This is a genomic window from Halorubrum sp. Ea1, from assembly GCF_002252965.1.
Lineage (GTDB): Archaea > Halobacteriota > Halobacteria > Halobacteriales > Haloferacaceae > Halorubrum.
In genome coordinates, this window is sequence record NZ_NHPG01000052.1 from 1 (window position 1) to 16,400 (window position 16,400).

A 16,400-nucleotide genomic window follows, 5' to 3' on the forward strand; every position below is an offset into this window, starting at 1 on the left:
TGTTCTCGGGAAAAAGACCGCACGATGTCCACCACCCACGACCGACCAAAAGAGAACGAGACGCAAACCGAGACGCTGACCCGGTTCCTCCGGGAGCGATACCGCGACGAGGTCGGGATGCTCGCCCAGCACTACCCGAACGAGCAACGGTCGCTCGTTGTCGACTACGACGAGCTGTTCGAGTTCGACCGGGCGATCGCCGAGGACGTGCTCGCGAAGCCGGACGAGATGCGGGAGTACCTCGAGGAGGCGCTGCGACAGTTCGATCTCCCAGCGGACGTGTCCCTCGATCGAGCTCACGTGCGCGTGTCGTACCTACCCGACGAGTACACGCACTATCCCGGGCACTTCAGCCCCACCAAGGTCCATAACGACAAGCCGTACATCGGCATCGAGGGCGAGATCGTCGCGGCGAGTGATGTCCATCCAAAGATCACTGACGCCGCCTTCGAATGCCAGCGCTGCGGAACGATGACCTATATCCCTGAAGGTGACCGCGGCTTCCAGGAGCCACACGAGTGCCAGGGGTGTGAGCGGCAGGGCCCCTTCCGCGTCAACTTCGAGCAGTCAGAGTTCATCGACGCTCAGAAGATCCGCCTCTCGGAGCCGCCAGAGGTCGCCGGCGGCAAGGGCCAGACGATCGACATCTACGTCGAGGACGACCTCGCTGGCAAGGTGACGACCGGCGACCGCGTCACGATCACCGGGCGGCTCCACCTCGAACAGCGGACGAGCGGCAACGAGAAGAAGTCGACGTTCGAGCCGTACCTGAACGGCCACGCTATCGAGGTCCAGGAGTCAGATCAGACGTCGGTCGAGGTCTCGCACGACGAGCGTGAGGAGATCGGGAGGATCGTCGACGGCGAGCTGGGGGGGCCACTGGATGTCGCCGCCGAGTCGATCGCGCCGGGCGTGTTCGGCGGGCAGTACGACCACATGAAGCGGGCGATCGTGCTGTCCGTGGTCGGCGGCGACTGGGTCGAGGGGAAGGACGGCAGTGTCGAGCGCGGCTCGATCAGCATGCTCCTCGTTGGTGACCCGTCGACAGGGAAGTCCGCGCTCATCAATCAGGCCGAGTCGAATGCTCCGCGCTCCGTGGGCGTCTCCGGGAAGGGCGCTCGAGAGGCCGGCATTACCGCCTCGGCCGTTCGCGACGACTTCTCCGACGGTGAGTGGACGCTCAAAGCGGGCGCGTTCGTGAAGGCGAACGGCGGGATCGTCCGCATCGACGAGCTCGATGACATGCCACCGGACGTCCGGTCGGCGATGCTGGAGCCGATGGCCAACGGGAAGATCAACGTCTCGAAGGCCGGGATCAACGCCACGCTCCAGACACGCGTCGGCGTCATCGCCGCGGCCAACCCGAAGTACGGTCGGTTCGACAAGTACGAGCCCGTCGTCGAACAGGTCGAGCTCGGCTCGACGCTCATCTCCCGGTTCGACCTCGGTTTCACCGTCACCGAGACCGACGAGGTCGATACCGTCAAACAGGTCGCTCGGGACATCGTCGGGCGCCGCGAACACAAGAAGCGCCTCGATGTCGCTCCCGAGACGATCGAGCCGGGCGAGACGGACAAGTACGACCCGCCGGTGCGGAGTGAGCTGCTCCGGAAGTGGCTCGCACTCGCCGGCGACCAGCCGTCGCCCGTCATCGCGAGCGAGGAGCTCGAGCAGCGGATCGCCGACGAGTTCTCCGAATTCAAGACGAAGCACATGGGTGAGGACGCGCCGGTCCCGGCGACGTGGCGCGACCTGGAGGCGCAGCTTCGGCTTGCCGAGGCGGCCGCGAAGCTGGAGTTCTCCGAGACGATCGAGGAGCGCCACTTCAAGACTGCCCTCTCGCTGACGATGCGGTCGATGCGGGACTTCGGGATGAACGAAGACGGCGAGTTCGACGCCGACGTTCGGGAGTCGGGCTCTTCGAAGCCGCAGCGCGACCGCATCACGCTGCTGGAGGACATCGTCGAGGAGCTGTGTTATGAGGGCGACGGCAACAGTGCAGCCGTCGAGGATGTCCTCGATGCGGCTGAAGAGGAGGGCGTCGACCGGAAGCGTGCGGAGAAGACGCTGCTGAAAATAAAGGAGGAGATCGGGTCGCTGTACGAGCCGATGGATGGTACGCTCAAGTGGCTCGGGAGGGCGTGACCATGCCTGCCACGAGCCAACACAACGAGCAGGCGCTCGAGATCCCGAACCTCAACGCCGAGGAGTCCGAACGGCTCGGGGAGAACCCCGCTCGGTTCCTCGTCGAGGCGCTTACCGTCGACGACGGTGACGGTACAACGGGCGAGTTGATGTTCGCACGGATCCGTGGGATCATCTCGACGGAGCTCATCTACTACTGGATAGGTGTTGAGCGCTGGCTGGCGATGCAGAACGATCGCGAGCCACGCGATCTCGTCATCGACGCGCTTGAGGCTCGGAAAGAAGAGCTCGAAGAAGACGGCGAGGGGCTCACCCAGACCAGGATGACGCCGGCGGAGCGCCGGGAGGCTGTCGCCGAGCGTGATAGCGAGTCCGTGGCGGTACTCGTCGACGAGGACGGCGAGGAGCTCTCGTGGAGTCGCCAGCGCGGCGCCGTCGTGGGGGCGAGCCAATGACAGGAGAAGGCTCCTGGGATGATTACGCTGTCCGCCGGCTCCGCTGCTACGAGCTCGCGTGCGTCGTTCCGTGGACCGACATCGTCCAAAACATGGAGGATCATCGATGAGTACCTTCGAAAACCTCTACGAGGTCTGGTACCAAGCAGGAACACATCGTAACCACGCATGTGACGAGATACTAGGGTGGTCGTTGGATGAGTAAGGGCACAGTTGGTGAACTTGACGACGATGTACGCAGGCGACTCGAGGACCTCCCACCTACAGCCGTTCTCGTCTACATGGAACTTCGGAACGGTCGCCAGCCACGGACGCTCAAGCAACTCGTGTACGATACGATGCGCCCCCGCTCAACAGTCCACTCCGCTCTTCGCCGACTCCGCGACACTGGTCTCGTCTCGTGTTCACCGCGGTATCACAATCCAGCGACCTCCGAGTGGAGAATTGACGAGTGAATCGGAACTCATTAAAATTCGGCTTTGTTGAAATCCTATTCTTCCGATAGATTCTCGCTTGATATAGTCGGTCGCAGAGTAGTGCGAAGCTACCGATCAAAAAGTATCCACAGCGTATCCACGGCAGAGCGACCACGATCAGTGGGACCGTTTAGCCGATAACCCGTTCGCGGGCCACTGCAGTGAGTATCCACAAGAACATCCACAGGAACAACAATATGATGAGCAGTCCTGTCGGGGCTAGCGCTTCGAGCGGGCTCATGACATCTGCCAACATCGGAAGCAAGAGCAGAAAGACAACCCCAGCTGAGATACCACCAGCCAGACACTCAAACAGTGGCCAGACCGGAGTCTCACCAGTCTTGTTGTTGTGAGTCGAGTGGGAGTGCGACTCCGCCTCCGCGTTGATTGGTGTGGTCATGCATACCACTCAGCTTAAACTACATATTTGATCATTATAAATATGCCGGCGAGCCTGTAGTTAGACCTGATAGGGTCTGTTGAGGTCCCCAAAATCTGATCGGTTTTTTATCACCTGTCGATCAGCACAAAGAACTCACTGATCGGTTAGTACAGGGCTCGTACCGGTCACTGAGATATCGGGCGTTGGTGAGAGGGGGAAGGTTACCTATCGAGAAACTGCGGCCGCGTGCGCTACTACGTATCCGGACTACAGCAGACGTTGAGCGGGTATCGGACGTAACGCGGGTCGGTTGGCGTTGTCTACGCCAGCGCAATCCCGGCACCGACAGCGAGACTCGTCAGTGCGAGGCCGACGAGCGCGACTGTTGTCCGGTCGTGGTATCCGTCGCGGTCGTCATCGTCGGAGTCGAACCTACGACCGGTCAGAACGCCAAGGCCGACAGCGACCGCGGAGAGGCCACCGGCGAGCGCCAGCGTCGTCCAGAGTTCCAGTCCGTGCTGTGCTACTTCTCGTACAGCCGTCCCGGCGAGAAGGACGCCAGTTGCTATCGGGGCCACGGCTATCGCTTTGTTGGAGGGCATTAATCGAAATTATAATCTGAGTCTAAAAATAGTGGCGATGCCATTCCGTGGATACTGGTCAGTACAGTTCACTCATTCTCTATATTTCGCACGCCGATCCTATCAGATTTTGAGAGTTTCAACAGAGCGTGAAATTCTTAGCAGTTTGAACAAGTAGTATGCTGTTTGAGTTATTCTCAGAGTATCTCGACGGAACCTAAGACAACTAATCGATACCGAGTGCACGAACCGCATCGGCCGATATTGTGACGGTTCGGTTTCCTAAGCTTACCGTTTCGCCCGTTACATCTGTTAGTAGCTGTTTCAAGCCCCGCAGGTACGCTTCCGATCGGTCTTCTTGGATAACCATCGTCCGTTTCCGTTGGAACTCGGCCGCACGATGAGCAACGTAGATCCGGGCAAACGACCGACGGGTGTCACTCGAAACCTCCCACACAACTTCGGGGAAGCGATCGTGGCCGATTTTTTCGCCGGCGGGAGCTCCCATGGTGACGAGACATCGCCCGAGAACCGACGCGTCAGTCGTAGGAACGACCTCGGTGGCTCGCCCGTCGGCGTCACCGTGTCGAACAGACGTCTCAACCCCGACGCGATCGAACGCCTCCCGGATCGTATGGAGGCCGACGCGCCGAGCAGCTGTCACGGCGGGAGAGAACGTGGCAGCAGTGATGCTCCCCCCTGCGAGGATGTGCGCGAGCAGCTCGACGAGCCCAGTCGCCGTTTCACTATCGGAGTCAGGATCGAGCCATCCGTGGTCAATCGCGGTCTGGATGCCGCGAACAGGGTCGGGCATTCCGTCGTTGAGCCACGCTCGAACTCGACCCGGTGGAAGCTCGAGCGCGTTGCCAACGCGGGTGCGCCCGTGCTTCGGGTGTTTGGCCGCATACTCCTGGACGCGTCTGTAATCGAGGACCTTCTCCCACGGGTCTGTGTACTTCCGGTCGCTGTATGTCCGGGCGAGAGCTTGGGCCGTGGGGGACATATATAGTAATTTAATCGTGTTGTGTTTGAACGTACTGGATTAATTTTCATGACTGAGATTCGGGTCAATAGGTACATATACCCGGTTAACATCTACTTAATCAACCAGCGACCGACGGACGCGCTCCCAAGTATTCGGGACCGCGCCTCGGCCCCAGCTGGGTTCAAACTATGAAACCAAGCAACCTGTTCAAAAAGGACGATCGCGGAGTCAGTCCCGTGATAGGCGTCATACTCATGGTCGCGATCACCGTGATTCTGGCCGCCGTGATCGGGACGTTCGTGCTCGGACTCGGAGACTCGCTCGGAGACAGTCAACCGACGGCGCAGATCAATCTCGATGCTAGTTCTAGCGAGCTCACTCTAGAGCACGCTGGCGGAGATCGTATTCCTGCAGAGGAACTCGAAATCAGAGTAACAAACGTGAACTCAGGGGGTACTGGGATTGATCTTACAGACGTGGATAAATTTGACAGTGCTTTCACTGTGGGCGACACGGCAAGTACCACTGTGAATACTTCCTCATCTGGTACAGACACCACAATTCGGGTTCAGATAATCCACACACCCAGCGATTCAATTATCCTGGATGAAGAGAGAGACATACAGAATCTAGTCGATATCAATGGTGAAACAACTGATGCTTCCGCTGGCTGGTCAGTATAACTAAGTTCCGCGATTCATTGTAATCGGCTTTATTTTTATTTACATGCGATATTAGAGTCCAAGAGTTGGTGTACTACAGAGGCCGCACAATCGTCCGGGATCACATCCAGTCTACTAAATAGACATATTGTCGATGAGATGAGTGAAAGCGGTATCAATCGCGACACTCATCAGAGGTTGTTGTCGAAACCGCCACGGAGAGCTTCGATATTTCGCCGTCGATAGCGCGGGAAAACTCGACAATACAGTAAGAGCTTCAACAGAACTCGAATTCGTTTACCGAACTCAGCCTACTTTATAACCGTTTGGCCAAGCAACACGCGGGTGACGGCAGCTCGGCGACGGGCGACCCCACGTCTCGCACGCGGGGGTCGGTATGACAGGGCCGGAGAGACGGTCGCCCTGGACCTTTCTGTACGTCGATAGATCATGACTGAGCAACCCGCCTACCACGAGCACCTGCTTGACGCCTCGGACGTGTGCAACTCCTGTCACAGAGTCATCCGCGTCGAGCGACAGGGCCCGACACGCGTTGGGCTCAGCCGGGAGTACGAGACACACCACGAGCGCCACCGTGATCACACCGTGGTCGACTACGGGCCCGCAGACACCGTCGGCGAGCAGCAAGGGACGTTCTGTGACCGCTGTGGGACTGAGTCGCCGTGGGACCGGTACTGGGACGATCACCGGACCAACACACACAAAGTCGCGACGGCGCTCGGCTGGCTCGACGACGCCGACGAGCCTTCAGTGACTCCGTGCCAGGAGCGAGAGGTCTCGATGGGGAAGTTCCGCGAGTTGCTCAAAGCCACGATCCGCACGCTCGAGGCAAAGGACATCACCGTCGACCGGGAGACGCTCGCTCGAGAGGCACTCCGGCGCCGTCGCGACGGCGAGCACGTCGACGACTGCCTCGGTGAGGCGACCGAGGCAGCCATCCGTCGTGCCATCACTCGCTCCGGCGCTGACCGAACGAACTCGCAGCGGGAGGTCCCGGCATGAGCGCCTCGCAGTACAACCGGGTCGCGTTCGACTTCGCCGGTCGCGAGCTCGAGGGCGACGCGATCGACTTCGAGCCCGCCGGCGACGTCTCTGGACCGAACGGCCTCCTAGTGGTCGACGTCGACGGACTCACCTACAGGGTCGAAGAATCCGATGTGGAGCGGCTGGATCGATAGCTCAGTCTGGGAGAGCACGACGCTGAAGACGTCGCGTGCCTCGGTTCGAATCCGAGTCGATCCATCTCCTGAGGGCGTGGCATCGTAGCTTTTCACTGCGAGGTCAGGTCAAGCGTCCGAGGGAGTGCACTGACACATGAGCGGACGGCACCCACGTCGTGACACCTCTACGTGTTCGGACTGTGAGCGGCCATGCGAGCTGACTGCTGTCCACTAGCGCCCAAACCTCACAAGTCCGTCCGCCTTGCTGCGCCCGTGGCCGGGTGACGAGAGCGCCTATTGGGAGCGGCGAGACCCAAGCCCCCTACGGCGCCACCTCGTCCCGGGTTCGATCCCCGGCGCAGCCCTTCAAGACGCAGTGACATACCCCTCCGTTTCCACTCCAGATGGACGACCCGCTCGACCTCCGCGACTACCACTAGGACGATGACCCGAACCGACCCACCCCGACCATCGACGTACCGACCGAATCGCTGCTCAGAGTGCGGGTGCCGTCTGGACTCCGAGAGACCATGCGACTGCCAGCCCCTGATGGATGTCTCATGACGACGCGTCATCCTGCCCGGCCGTGGTACTGTCGCAACGACGTCGTCGACGAGTACAAGAGCACCCTCCAAGAGGACGATGAGAAGCTACCGATGCTGAAGACGCTGAAGATCCTCCGGGCGATCATCGTCAACGTCGGCATCTTCGGGATCGGTGGCTACGCCATGTACCGGGGCGGCGACCCGACACTGCTCGCCGTCGCCACCCTCGCCGTTGCCGGCGCGTACAACGGCCTTGAGATCGGCGACTACCTCGCACTCGTTCAGGCCTACAACGAGATTCAGACCGAGTCCGACACGGAGGACTGATGGCGGCCTGTGACCAGTGCGGTGACCCGGTCGAGAACAAGAACTCGGCCGGCCACTACCGCGACAAGTGCTGGGGGTGTATCGAGGGCGTCGCCGACGAGGAGACATCCCACCGCGAGACGTGCGACGACGCTGACTGCCTGATCTGTACGGTGCCCTGACATGCACTAGACTGCCATCTCGACGTCGACGCCGCCCCCTTCCGACCCTCCTTAAAGTATAAATCCTGCTTGAACGCTGCAGAACACTTCACCACTCATGTCTACTCGCGAACGCCGTGTCACACTCGCCCTGAAGTGGCACCATCTCGACAACCTCGACGTCGAGCAGATTCAAGGCCGCTTCGAGGAGGAGGGCATCGGGTCGTTCGCGCGATCGACCGTCCGAGGGTACCTCAACGAGGCACCCAAGGAGGAGATCCTCGAGCAGATCGAGAACAAGCACGCCGACGTCCGCCTCCAGTCGGCCGAGCGCTACGAGCAGCTGTACCAGCGGGCCCGAGAGGCGGAGCAGGAAGCCACAACCGACGAGACGATCACGGCAGCGGCGCCGAAGACATCGGTCGTGCGCGCCGAGGAGGAGCCGCTCGAGGTCTCGGACTGGCGCCAAGTCCCACCCGGGGACTCGGACCGGCCGGCGTGGGCGACGGAGCGGGACACCATCCTCATGTTCACCGAGGGCGAGCGTCACCTCCGTGCCGGCGACGAGTACCCGGTCGGAGCCCGGCGTGGGGCGGCGCCGGCGCGAGCCGGGACGTTCCCGCAGTTTTACCAGGCGGTCGTCGGCGTCGAGCGCGACGTTGACGATCCGAAGGGGCAGGCGATGGCCCGCAACGAGCAGGCGAAGTACCAGGAGCAGAAGGGCGACGTCCTCGGCATCTACTCGACGGACATCAACATGAACGTCGACGGCGAGTTGGACACGACCCTCTCGCTTGACGAGGCGACAGCCCAGGCCATCCGCGAGGCCGACCTCAAGGAGGGTGCTGGTGAGTAGCACCGCCGACGCCGTCGACGTCGTCGACGAGCGCACCGAGGTCGACGTTTCCCGGACGGAGATCCGAGCGGCCTACAACCCGTTCGAACACGGGTGCTGGCTCGACTTCGCTAACAAGCTCACGCAGGGGTACATGGCTGAGGAGCCCGACGACTGGGTCCCCCTCGCCGAACACCACGGTCAGTGGCTGCGACACCTCGCCGGCGACGCCGACGTCGACGGCGACCTCGCGCTGCTGTGTCACCGGGACGGGCTGAAGACGACGATCGTCACGGCGTACCTCGTCGCCTGTATCGAGTACAAGCCAGGGTTCCGCGCCATCTGGTGCATGAACACTCGGCCACAGGCGTACGAGAAGGCCGACCGCGAGCTCAACAAGTTCATCGACAGGAATTCGTGGCTGATCAACCTGAACAAGCCGCGGAAGACGGACTCGAAGAAGGTCAAGGAGTTCCATCACGACGCTTCGCTGACGACCGGCTGGCTGTTCGGTGCGATCGAGGGCGCCCGGGCGCACGTCCTCATCCACGACGACATCATCAAGGAGCGCGGCGACGGGGAGACCTCGGAGATCATCAACTGGGTCGACGGCGTCGCCCAGCCGATGGTCAAGGACGAGGGGCGTACGGTGATGGTCGGCACGCGGAAGCGCCCGGACGACATCTGGTCGCACTACCGGACGTACGAGGGGTACGCGCTGCGGGAGTTCCCCGCGGTCCTCGACGTCTGGGATCAGTCGTTCCGCAGCGAGGGCGACTGGCAGGAGCGCCGGCCCGACCCGGAGTACTACACGGAGGTCGAGGACCCGTGGAGCGACGGCGAGACGATGCAGGTCCTCTGGCCCAAGGCTCGGGGGCCCGAGTGGCTCGCCGACAAGCGGTCGAAGATGGCCGACCACCTGTTCTGGCGCGAGTACACGCTCACCATCCAGGGTGCGTCGGGCAACCTCCTCTCCTCGAGTGACGTCGATCTGGACGTCGACGACGGCGGCTGTTCCATTCGTGGGCGGGAGCCGCCACGGAAGTATCGCGCTGGGAGTGGCGAAGCGATCGTCGTCGGCCATGACCCGGCGCAGAGCCCCACCGGCGACGACGCGGCGTTCGTCGTCCAGCTGCTCCGGCGGTCCGGCGAACGCGTGCTCCTGGACGCCCACGCCGAGCAGGGCATGTCGCCGTCGGCGATCAAGGCGCAACTCCAGGAGTACGATCGCCGGTACGATCCCGCCCTCATCATCATCGAGGACAACGGGATGCAGCAGTACGTCGTCAACGACGCGATCGAGTTCTCCCCGGAGCTCCGCGCGAAGGTCACCGGGATCTCGACGTCAGGGAAGAAGCACTCGTGGGAGAACGGCATCCCGCGGCTGCGGACGCTCGTCGAGAACGGCGGCATCCAGTTCTACCGCGGCCACCAGCCGAGCGAGGACTGGATCCAGGCGGCGCTCTCCCTCGAGCTCGATGACGGCCGCCTCTCGGGGCACACCCCTGACCTCATCGCGGCGTGGTACATGGCCGAGCAGGGGCTGCGGCGGTTCGAGTACGGCGACGGCGATGACGACGACTCTAGCGGAGTGAGCTACCTATGAGTTCTGACACTACCGACGACGCGCACGAGACGAAGGTTCACGTCGAGGGGCTCGGTGGCGAGGCCGACCTCGCGAAGAGCCCGAACAGTACGCAGATACCCGATCGACGCATCCAGTCGCTCAACGCTGGCGTGAACCCGCCGTACAACCCGGACCGGCTCGCCGCGTTCCTTGAGCTCAACGAGACGCTCGCGACGGGGATCCGCAAGAAGTCACGGTACGAGGTCGGCTTCGGATTCGACGTCGTCCCGGCGCAGGGCGTCGACGCTGACGAGGCGAGCGACGCCGAGCGCACCGTTGCCCGTAACTTCTGGCGAGGGCGCGACAGTCGCTGGCAGACCGGGCCGAACCAGTCCAAGACGCCGGCGACGCCGGAGCGCGTCAAGGAGCTCGCTCGGCAGGACTACCACGGCGTTGGCTGGCTCGCGCTCGAGATCCTCGCCGACATGGAGGGCCGCCCTGTTGGCCTCGCGTACGTTCCGGCGCGCACCATCCGTGTCCGGCGACCACAGAACCGGTTCGACCAACCGCGCCACCCCGAGGAGGGCCGGTACGTCGACGGCGACATCGCGGACGTCGCGAGTCGTGGGTACGTCCAGGTCCGGAACGGCAAGCGGCGATACTTCGGCGAGGCCGGCGACCGGTACCGCGGACAGGAGGTCGTCATCGACGAGACCAGTGACGAGCCCACAGTCCGCTACCGCGATGCGGAGGGTGACGAGCGCGAGCCCATCTTCGTCGACCGGGAGACAGGCGACGTCACCACCGGCGATGCCAATGGGCTCGAGAACGCGCCGGCGAACGAGCTCATTTTCATCCCGAACCCGTCCATCCTCGAGGACGACTACGGCGTCCCGGACTGGGTGAGCGCCATCCGGACGATCTCGGCGGACGAGGCCGCGAAGGACTACAACCGCGACTTTTTCGACAACGACACCATCCCGCGCATGGTGATCAAGGTGACCGGCGGCGAGCTCTCCGAGGAGTCCAAGCGGGATCTCCGGCAGATGCTCAACGGTCTTCGCGAGGAGTCTCACCGGGCGGTCGTCCTCGAGGTCGAGAAGTTCCAGAGCCAGCTCGACGAGGACGTCGAGATCGAGTTGGAACCGATGGGGCAGGGAATCAGCGAGGAGATGGACTTCCGTCAGTTCCGCGAGAAGAACGAACACGAGATCGCGAAGGTGCTGGAGGTCCCGCCGATCAAGATCGGAAACACGGGGACGTCAAACCGCTCCAACTCCGACCAGCAGGACAAGGACTTCGCGCTCGAGGTCATCCAGCCGGAGCAGCACACGTTCGCCGAGTGGCTCTACCAGGTCATCCACCAGCAGGCGCTGGGCGTCACCGACTGGACGATCGAGTACGAGCTCCGCGGCGCGGACCAGCCCAAGGAAGAGGCGCAGCTGGCCGAGCAGCGTGTCCGGGCGATGCGGCTCGCCGGCGTCGGGACCGTCGACGAGGCGCGCGAAGAGCTCGGGCTCGACCCGCTCGGCGAGCCCTACGGCGACATGACGCTCGCGGAGTTCGAGGCGGAGGTCGCCGGCGACGTCGCTGGTGGCGGCGAGACGGAGGCCGTCCACGAGCCGCCGGAAGAGAACAAGATCGGCGAGCGTGAGTGGGACGCGGTCAAGAGCGACCTCACCACCAAGGACCCGATCGAGCAGATGCAGTTCTCGAGCTCGAACCTCGACGAAGGACTCTACGACTTCGGGGAGAACGAGCTGTATCTGTCGTTCCTTCGCAACGAGGGGGCGTCGTCACTGTACGTGTACGTCGACGTCCCGGCGAGCGAGTGGAGCGCGCTCGCGAACGCCGGCAGCCACGGCGGCTACCACTACGACAACATCCGGCTGGAGTACCCCTACCTGGAGATCACGAACTTCCACGACCGGCTGCCAGAGGGGCCGACACCCGACGCCGGTGACGTCCCCGACGACGTCCCGAGCGACATCTAGCCGGCCTGCCGATGACCCAGGGAGCTCCCGACTCCCCTGAGCGAGGCACGACCGGGTGCGATTCTACGAGACCACATGAGCAACAAGAACACAGAGCGCGGCGAGAAGCGTGGCGTCCTCGGCACCGGTCGTGCCCAGAAGCTCGACAAGACCAAGGACGCCGACGCGGATGCCGCCGACGATGACGACGAGGAGGGCTGACACATGCCCTCGGTGAAGCAGGCAGGAAACACGGCGTTCCGCAAAGACGTCGAGTTCGTCACCAAGGACGACGAGGACGACGAGCAGGTCGCGGCCGGGATCGTGATGGTCCCGGACAAGGCCGACCTCCAGAACGATTACGTCCGCGAGGACACGCTCCGGTCGTTCGCCGACCAGTTCGCCACCTTCTACGAGGCAGGCCAGGCCGGCGGCGGCGTGATGCACGCGGTCTTCCCGGACGACTGGATGGACCTCGAGCGGAACGAGGTCCTCGACGAGAGCGAGGAGATCGGCGGCGAGACCGTCGACGCCGGCGCGTGGGTCCAGGAGTGGACCATCAACGACGACGGCCTCTGGGGGCTCATCCAGGACGACATCATCTCGGGCTACTCGATCGGCGCTGTCCAGGTCGACTGGAACGGCCCGTACGAGCAGGAGGAGCTCGACGACGTCGAGGTGCCCGACGAACTCGGCGACGAGCTCGTATACGAGCTCATCGACGGGATCATCCGCGAGGTGTCTGCGGTCGACATCCCCGCGGTCCCTGACGCCCAGATCCTCGAGGCGTCAGCGAAGTCCGGCGCCGCGGAGAAGCGCCTCGGCGACTACCTCGGTGACCCGGACGGCTTCATCGAGGAGGCGATGGCCCGCGGCCACTCGGAGGAGGACGCCGAGCGACTGTGGGAGCACCTCAACCGTGCTATCGAGGTCGAGGGATCGAACGAGCCCGGGACGAAGAGCCGGGTCACGGAGGCCGCGAAGACGCTCGTCGACCTGCTCACAGTGAGCGGCGACGCCGACGGTCGATCCACGACCCGGGCCGAGCGGGCTGATCGCGATGCCCAGGCGCCTGCTGACGACGTCGACGATGCGGACGGACAGGACGACAAGGACGCTGCCGGTGGCGACACGCCGGCCGATGACGGCGGCTCGAAGTCCGCCGACGACACTACCATGAGCAACGACAACGGCGGCGACGGAAGCGACGACGGCGGGGACGCGGGCAAGTCCCTCGCTGAGGAGAACGCGGAACAGATCAAGGAGCTCACCGAGACGGTCGAGACTCTCACGGCAGCGCTGAAGGGTGAGGAGCCGACCGTCGAGCTCGAGATCGACGGCGAGACGCACGAGGTCCCGAAGAGCCAGGCGAAGTCCGCTCTCGGGATCGACGACGGTGACGCCGGCGACGGCGTCGAGGACGAGATCAAGGAGCTGCGCGAGCGGCTCGACAGCATCTCTCGACAGAGCGGCGTCGGCAGCGACCAGCTGTCCGGGTCGGCCGGCGGCGATGGAGAGGGCGGCAAGGAGTCCGGGCTCGACGACCTCGGTGCGGCCCTGTCCTAACGGAGTGATCTACAGATGAGTACCAACTCTACCATCGACGCAGTGCGGAATCAGAACATGAACAGCCTGTCGCAGAAGGACATCGGGCTCGCCGAGCTCGACGGCTTCCAGCTGCCCGTCGACGTCACCGAGGAGTTCCTGGACCGGATGCAGAAGGGCGTCCAGATCCTCGGGATGGCCGACACGATGACGCTCGCGCGTCTCGAGATGGAGGTGCCGCAGTTCGGCGTCCCGCGCCTGTCGGGGCACACCCGTGATGAGGAGGGCTCGCGGACGGAGAACTCCGAGGCGGAGTCGGGGACGGTCAAGTTCAACGCGACCGACAAGTCCTACTACATCCTCGTCGAGCCGAAGCGCGACGCGCTCAAGAACACCCACTACGGGCCCGACCAGTTCGGCGACTACATCGTCGACCAGTTCATCGAGCGCTACGGCAACGACCTCGGACTGATGGGGATTCGCGCCGGCGCCTCTTCGGGCAACCTCCAGAGCATCGGTGGCGCCGCCGAGCTCGACAACACCTTCACCGGGTGGATCGCTCGGGCCGAGGGTGACACTCAGTCCACCGACGACGCCGGGGACAGCACCCGGATCGGACTCGAGGACACGGCCACGGCCGACGCGGGCTCGATGCCCTCGATCGCGAACACGGACGGGAGCGGCAACCCGCAGCCGGTGGACACGTCGCTGTTCGACCAGACCATCCAGACGCTGGACAGTCGCTACCGCGAGAGCGACGCCTACAGCCCGGTGCTGATGACGAGCCCGAACCAGGTCCAGAGCTACACGATGTCGCTCACGGAGCGCGAGGACCCGCTCGGCAGCGCCGTCATCTTCGGCGACTCGGACATCACGCCGTTCAGCTACGACCTCGTCGGTGTCAACGGCTTCCCCGACGAGTACATGATGTTCACCGACCCGAACAACCTCGCATTCGGGCTGTTCGAGGAGATGGAGCTGGACCAGTCCACGGACACCGACAAGGTCCACGAGCAGCGGCTCCACTCGCGCAACTGGCTGGAGGGGCAGTTCGACTTCCAGATCAAGGAGCAGCAGGCCGGCGTGCTCGTGACCGATCTCGAGACGCCCACCGCCTGAGGTGAGTGATGACTGACGCACCCACTACGAACGCGATGCTGCGACAGACCTACCTCGGTCGTGTCGCCGGCGATCCACCGGTCGAGGACCTCAACGGCGGTGAGGTCTGGTTCGACACCGAGAGCAACACCTACCGAGGCTACGACGGAACGAGCCTCGGGGAGATCGGCTTCACGGCCGACGCCTGATCATGCCGGTCGCAGAGAAAGTCACTGGCGGCAAGGTACTGCTTCGAGGAATCGACGAACGCGTGTCGATCGGCGACCGTGTCGACGTCGACGAGGAGTTCGCCACCTACCTCAGCGAGGAGCGTGGTGACTTCCGGATCATCGATGACAGTGCGGAGACGTCGGACGAGGGCGACGAGGCTGACGACGAGGAGTTCGACCTCGACAAGTTCCTGGGCCAGAACGTCCCGCCAATCGAGGAGGCCATCGCGGCCGGCGAGGTGGATGACCACCTCGAAGCCATCGGCGAGGCCTCCGAGCGCACCGGCGTCCAGGATGCCGTCGGCGAGCGGCGGGCGGAGCTGGAGGGCTAACCCATGAGCGAGGTCGGATACTGCACGCTTGAGGACGTCCGCCGAGCGCTGCGGAAGGCCGACCTCCCCGGCGACGTCGGCCAGGACGAACAGATCGCCGTCGACGCGATCCTCGCCGAGACCGAGCCGCTGGAGAAGACGCTCAAGCGGCACTGGTTCGAGCCCGACGGGATTAGTGAGGCGAGTGCGGTCACCATCCCAACGGCGCCGAAGTCGCGCGACGACGAGCACGACATCCAGACGCAGGCGGGGATGGTACACGGCGCGAGCGAGCGCGACCGGTATCGCTATCGCGAGAACAGCGACGCGCTGCTCGAGTCCGACCCGCGCAGTGACCGCTGGCGAAAGGACCGTCGCGAGCCGAAGCGGGAAATCCGGATCGCGTTCGGTCCGAACGAAGCACTCGAGCCGCCCGTCGACGAGACGATTCCGGCGTACACTCGGCTCACGCTCAACCGGAAGGACGTCAAGGCGGTGAACACGCTGAGTGTGGTGACGGCCGAGGGCGCCTTCGAGGACTGGGTCGCCAGTGAGGAGTACTCCGGTGGCGTCGGCAACCAGCACCGTGGTGAGGACTACTGGGTCCGCGTCAACAACGGCGGCGTCTCCGAGCTCTACCTCGACGTCCACGCCATGGACGACGACCTGGCCAGTCTGAGTAACGCAGTATATATTGACTTGGATTATGGCCATTCAGGAATTCCGAGAAATGTTCGGCGAGCAGTAGCACTCCGTGTAGGGGCTGAACTGGTTGAAGAAGCAGTCGTAGAAATACCCCAGAACGCAACCATATACGGTGTGGAAACAAAAGCGGACGAAATGCGGTCCAAGGCGGATGATCTGCTCTCCGTCTACCGGTAACAACCCGAGGATTCACATGCGAAGCGTGCTACTACAGAATCACGAAGCGCGACGCCTGAAAAGGCCGGACGTTGGGGCGT

General features: G+C 63.4%; 19 protein-coding genes and 1 tRNA gene. 17 read left to right on the forward strand and 3 right to left on the reverse strand.

Annotated features, from left to right (window positions below):
- Together DJ73_RS07140 and DJ73_RS07145 are read left to right on the forward strand one after the other, a co-directional pair.
- Window positions 1–2,145: minichromosome maintenance protein MCM (locus tag DJ73_RS07140; RefSeq protein ID WP_141212922.1), on the forward strand; the 2,145-nt coding region annotated here is incomplete at its 5' end.
- A 2-nt stretch (window positions 2,146–2,147) separates the two neighbouring features.
- Window positions 2,148–2,600 (forward strand): hypothetical protein, encoded by a 453-nt coding sequence (locus tag DJ73_RS07145; protein ID WP_094557657.1) that lies wholly within the window; start codon window positions 2,148–2,150, stop codon window positions 2,598–2,600.
- 606 nt (window positions 2,601–3,206) lie between these two features.
- On the opposite strand, the gene DJ73_RS07155 is transcribed toward DJ73_RS07145, so the two are convergent.
- The 3 genes from DJ73_RS07155 to DJ73_RS07165 all read right to left on the reverse strand — a co-directional run bounded on the left by DJ73_RS07155 (window position 3,207) and on the right by DJ73_RS07165 (window position 5,042).
- Window positions 3,207–3,476: a hypothetical protein gene (locus tag DJ73_RS07155; RefSeq protein WP_141212923.1), complete on the reverse strand. Its 270-nt coding sequence runs from the start codon at window positions 3,474–3,476 to the stop codon at window positions 3,207–3,209.
- A gap of 302 nt (window positions 3,477–3,778) precedes the next feature.
- Window positions 3,779–4,060: a hypothetical protein gene (locus DJ73_RS07160; protein ID WP_094557660.1), complete on the reverse strand. Its 282-nt coding sequence runs from the start codon at window positions 4,058–4,060 to the stop codon at window positions 3,779–3,781.
- A gap of 205 nt (window positions 4,061–4,265) precedes the next feature.
- Window positions 4,266–5,042, reverse strand: a complete 777-nt coding sequence (locus DJ73_RS07165; RefSeq protein WP_094557661.1) for a hypothetical protein — start codon at window positions 5,040–5,042, stop codon at window positions 4,266–4,268.
- 170 nt (window positions 5,043–5,212) lie between these two features.
- Between DJ73_RS07165 and DJ73_RS07170 the strand changes: the two genes are divergently transcribed.
- From DJ73_RS07170 to DJ73_RS07230, 15 genes are all read left to right on the forward strand, one after another.
- Window positions 5,213–5,707 (forward strand): type IV pilin, encoded by a 495-nt coding sequence (locus DJ73_RS07170; RefSeq protein ID WP_094557662.1) that lies wholly within the window; start codon window positions 5,213–5,215, stop codon window positions 5,705–5,707.
- Window positions 5,708–6,136: 429 nt separating this feature from the next.
- Window positions 6,137–6,709, forward strand: coding sequence for a hypothetical protein (locus tag DJ73_RS07175; RefSeq protein ID WP_094557663.1), 573 nt, complete (start codon window positions 6,137–6,139; stop codon window positions 6,707–6,709).
- Complete coding sequence (locus tag DJ73_RS07180; protein ID WP_094557664.1) at window positions 6,706–6,885, forward strand: hypothetical protein; 180 nt, start codon at window positions 6,706–6,708, stop codon at window positions 6,883–6,885. The genes DJ73_RS07175 and DJ73_RS07180 overlap by 4 nt, the downstream gene beginning before the upstream one ends.
- Window positions 6,876–6,949, forward strand: a tRNA-Phe gene (locus DJ73_RS07185). The genes DJ73_RS07180 and DJ73_RS07185 overlap by 10 nt, the downstream gene beginning before the upstream one ends.
- 448 nt (window positions 6,950–7,397) lie before the next feature.
- Window positions 7,398–7,739, forward strand: coding sequence for a hypothetical protein (locus tag DJ73_RS07190; RefSeq protein WP_254921615.1), 342 nt, complete (start codon window positions 7,398–7,400; stop codon window positions 7,737–7,739).
- A complete protein-coding gene (locus tag DJ73_RS20235; protein ID WP_176451096.1) occupies window positions 7,739–7,900 on the forward strand; it encodes a hypothetical protein in 162 nt (53 codons plus the stop codon). The genes DJ73_RS07190 and DJ73_RS20235 overlap by 1 nt, the downstream gene beginning before the upstream one ends.
- Before the next feature lie 97 nt (window positions 7,901–7,997).
- Window positions 7,998–8,735 (forward strand): hypothetical protein, encoded by a 738-nt coding sequence (locus DJ73_RS07195; protein WP_094557666.1) that lies wholly within the window; start codon window positions 7,998–8,000, stop codon window positions 8,733–8,735.
- The gene (locus DJ73_RS07200) at window positions 8,728–10,320 is read left to right on the forward strand and encodes a hypothetical protein (RefSeq protein ID WP_217900430.1); all 1,593 of its coding nucleotides are present in this window, start codon (window positions 8,728–8,730) and stop codon (window positions 10,318–10,320) included. Before DJ73_RS07195 ends, DJ73_RS07200 begins: the two co-directional genes overlap by 8 nt.
- Window positions 10,317–12,275 carry a phage portal protein gene (locus tag DJ73_RS07205; protein WP_094557667.1) on the forward strand — a complete coding sequence of 653 codons (1,959 nt, stop codon included), beginning with the start codon at window positions 10,317–10,319 and terminating at the stop codon, window positions 12,273–12,275. The genes DJ73_RS07200 and DJ73_RS07205 overlap by 4 nt, the downstream gene beginning before the upstream one ends.
- 75 nt (window positions 12,276–12,350) lie before the next feature.
- Entirely contained in the window at window positions 12,351–12,476 is a 126-nt protein-coding gene (locus DJ73_RS20920) for a hypothetical protein (protein ID WP_254921616.1), read from the forward strand.
- 3 nt (window positions 12,477–12,479) lie between these two features.
- Complete coding sequence (locus DJ73_RS07210; protein WP_094557668.1) at window positions 12,480–13,820, forward strand: XkdF-like putative serine protease domain-containing protein; 1,341 nt, start codon at window positions 12,480–12,482, stop codon at window positions 13,818–13,820.
- 15 nt (window positions 13,821–13,835) lie between these two features.
- On the forward strand, window positions 13,836–14,918 hold the full coding sequence (locus DJ73_RS07215) for a hypothetical protein (protein ID WP_094557669.1): 1,083 nt from the start codon (window positions 13,836–13,838) through the stop codon (window positions 14,916–14,918).
- Window positions 14,919–14,926: 8 nt separating this feature from the next.
- Window positions 14,927–15,106, forward strand: coding sequence for a hypothetical protein (locus DJ73_RS07220; RefSeq protein WP_094557670.1), 180 nt, complete (start codon window positions 14,927–14,929; stop codon window positions 15,104–15,106).
- A gap of 2 nt (window positions 15,107–15,108) precedes the next feature.
- Window positions 15,109–15,459, forward strand: coding sequence for a hypothetical protein (locus DJ73_RS07225; RefSeq protein ID WP_094557671.1), 351 nt, complete (start codon window positions 15,109–15,111; stop codon window positions 15,457–15,459).
- Between the two features lie 3 nt (window positions 15,460–15,462).
- Window positions 15,463–16,320: a hypothetical protein gene (locus DJ73_RS07230; RefSeq protein WP_094557672.1), complete on the forward strand. Its 858-nt coding sequence runs from the start codon at window positions 15,463–15,465 to the stop codon at window positions 16,318–16,320.
- Window positions 16,321–16,400 lie beyond the last annotated feature (80 nt).

Coding starts and splice junctions, on each gene's coding strand:
- DJ73_RS07230 (WP_094557672.1), top strand. CDS start 15,463: ATGAGCGAGGTCGGATACTGCACGCTTGAGGACGTCCGCCGAGCGCTG.
- DJ73_RS07225 (WP_094557671.1), top strand. CDS start 15,109: ATGCCGGTCGCAGAGAAAGTCACTGGCGGCAAGGTACTGCTTCGAGGA.
- DJ73_RS07145 (WP_094557657.1), top strand. CDS start 2,148: ATGCCTGCCACGAGCCAACACAACGAGCAGGCGCTCGAGATCCCGAAC.
- DJ73_RS07220 (WP_094557670.1), top strand. CDS start 14,927: ATGACTGACGCACCCACTACGAACGCGATGCTGCGACAGACCTACCTC.
- DJ73_RS07155 (WP_141212923.1), bottom strand. CDS start 3,476: ATGACCACACCAATCAACGCGGAGGCGGAGTCGCACTCCCACTCGACT.
- DJ73_RS07205 (WP_094557667.1), top strand. CDS start 10,317: ATGAGTTCTGACACTACCGACGACGCGCACGAGACGAAGGTTCACGTC.
- DJ73_RS07190 (WP_254921615.1), top strand. CDS start 7,398: ATGCGACTGCCAGCCCCTGATGGATGTCTCATGACGACGCGTCATCCT.
- DJ73_RS07195 (WP_094557666.1), top strand. CDS start 7,998: ATGTCTACTCGCGAACGCCGTGTCACACTCGCCCTGAAGTGGCACCAT.
- DJ73_RS07215 (WP_094557669.1), top strand. CDS start 13,836: ATGAGTACCAACTCTACCATCGACGCAGTGCGGAATCAGAACATGAAC.
- DJ73_RS07170 (WP_094557662.1), top strand. CDS start 5,213: ATGAAACCAAGCAACCTGTTCAAAAAGGACGATCGCGGAGTCAGTCCC.
- DJ73_RS07180 (WP_094557664.1), top strand. CDS start 6,706: ATGAGCGCCTCGCAGTACAACCGGGTCGCGTTCGACTTCGCCGGTCGC.
- DJ73_RS07165 (WP_094557661.1), bottom strand. CDS start 5,042: ATGTCCCCCACGGCCCAAGCTCTCGCCCGGACATACAGCGACCGGAAG.
- DJ73_RS07210 (WP_094557668.1), top strand. CDS start 12,480: ATGCCCTCGGTGAAGCAGGCAGGAAACACGGCGTTCCGCAAAGACGTC.
- DJ73_RS07175 (WP_094557663.1), top strand. CDS start 6,137: ATGACTGAGCAACCCGCCTACCACGAGCACCTGCTTGACGCCTCGGAC.
- DJ73_RS07160 (WP_094557660.1), bottom strand. CDS start 4,060: ATGCCCTCCAACAAAGCGATAGCCGTGGCCCCGATAGCAACTGGCGTC.
- DJ73_RS20235 (WP_176451096.1), top strand. CDS start 7,739: ATGGCGGCCTGTGACCAGTGCGGTGACCCGGTCGAGAACAAGAACTCG.
- DJ73_RS20920 (WP_254921616.1), top strand. CDS start 12,351: ATGAGCAACAAGAACACAGAGCGCGGCGAGAAGCGTGGCGTCCTCGGC.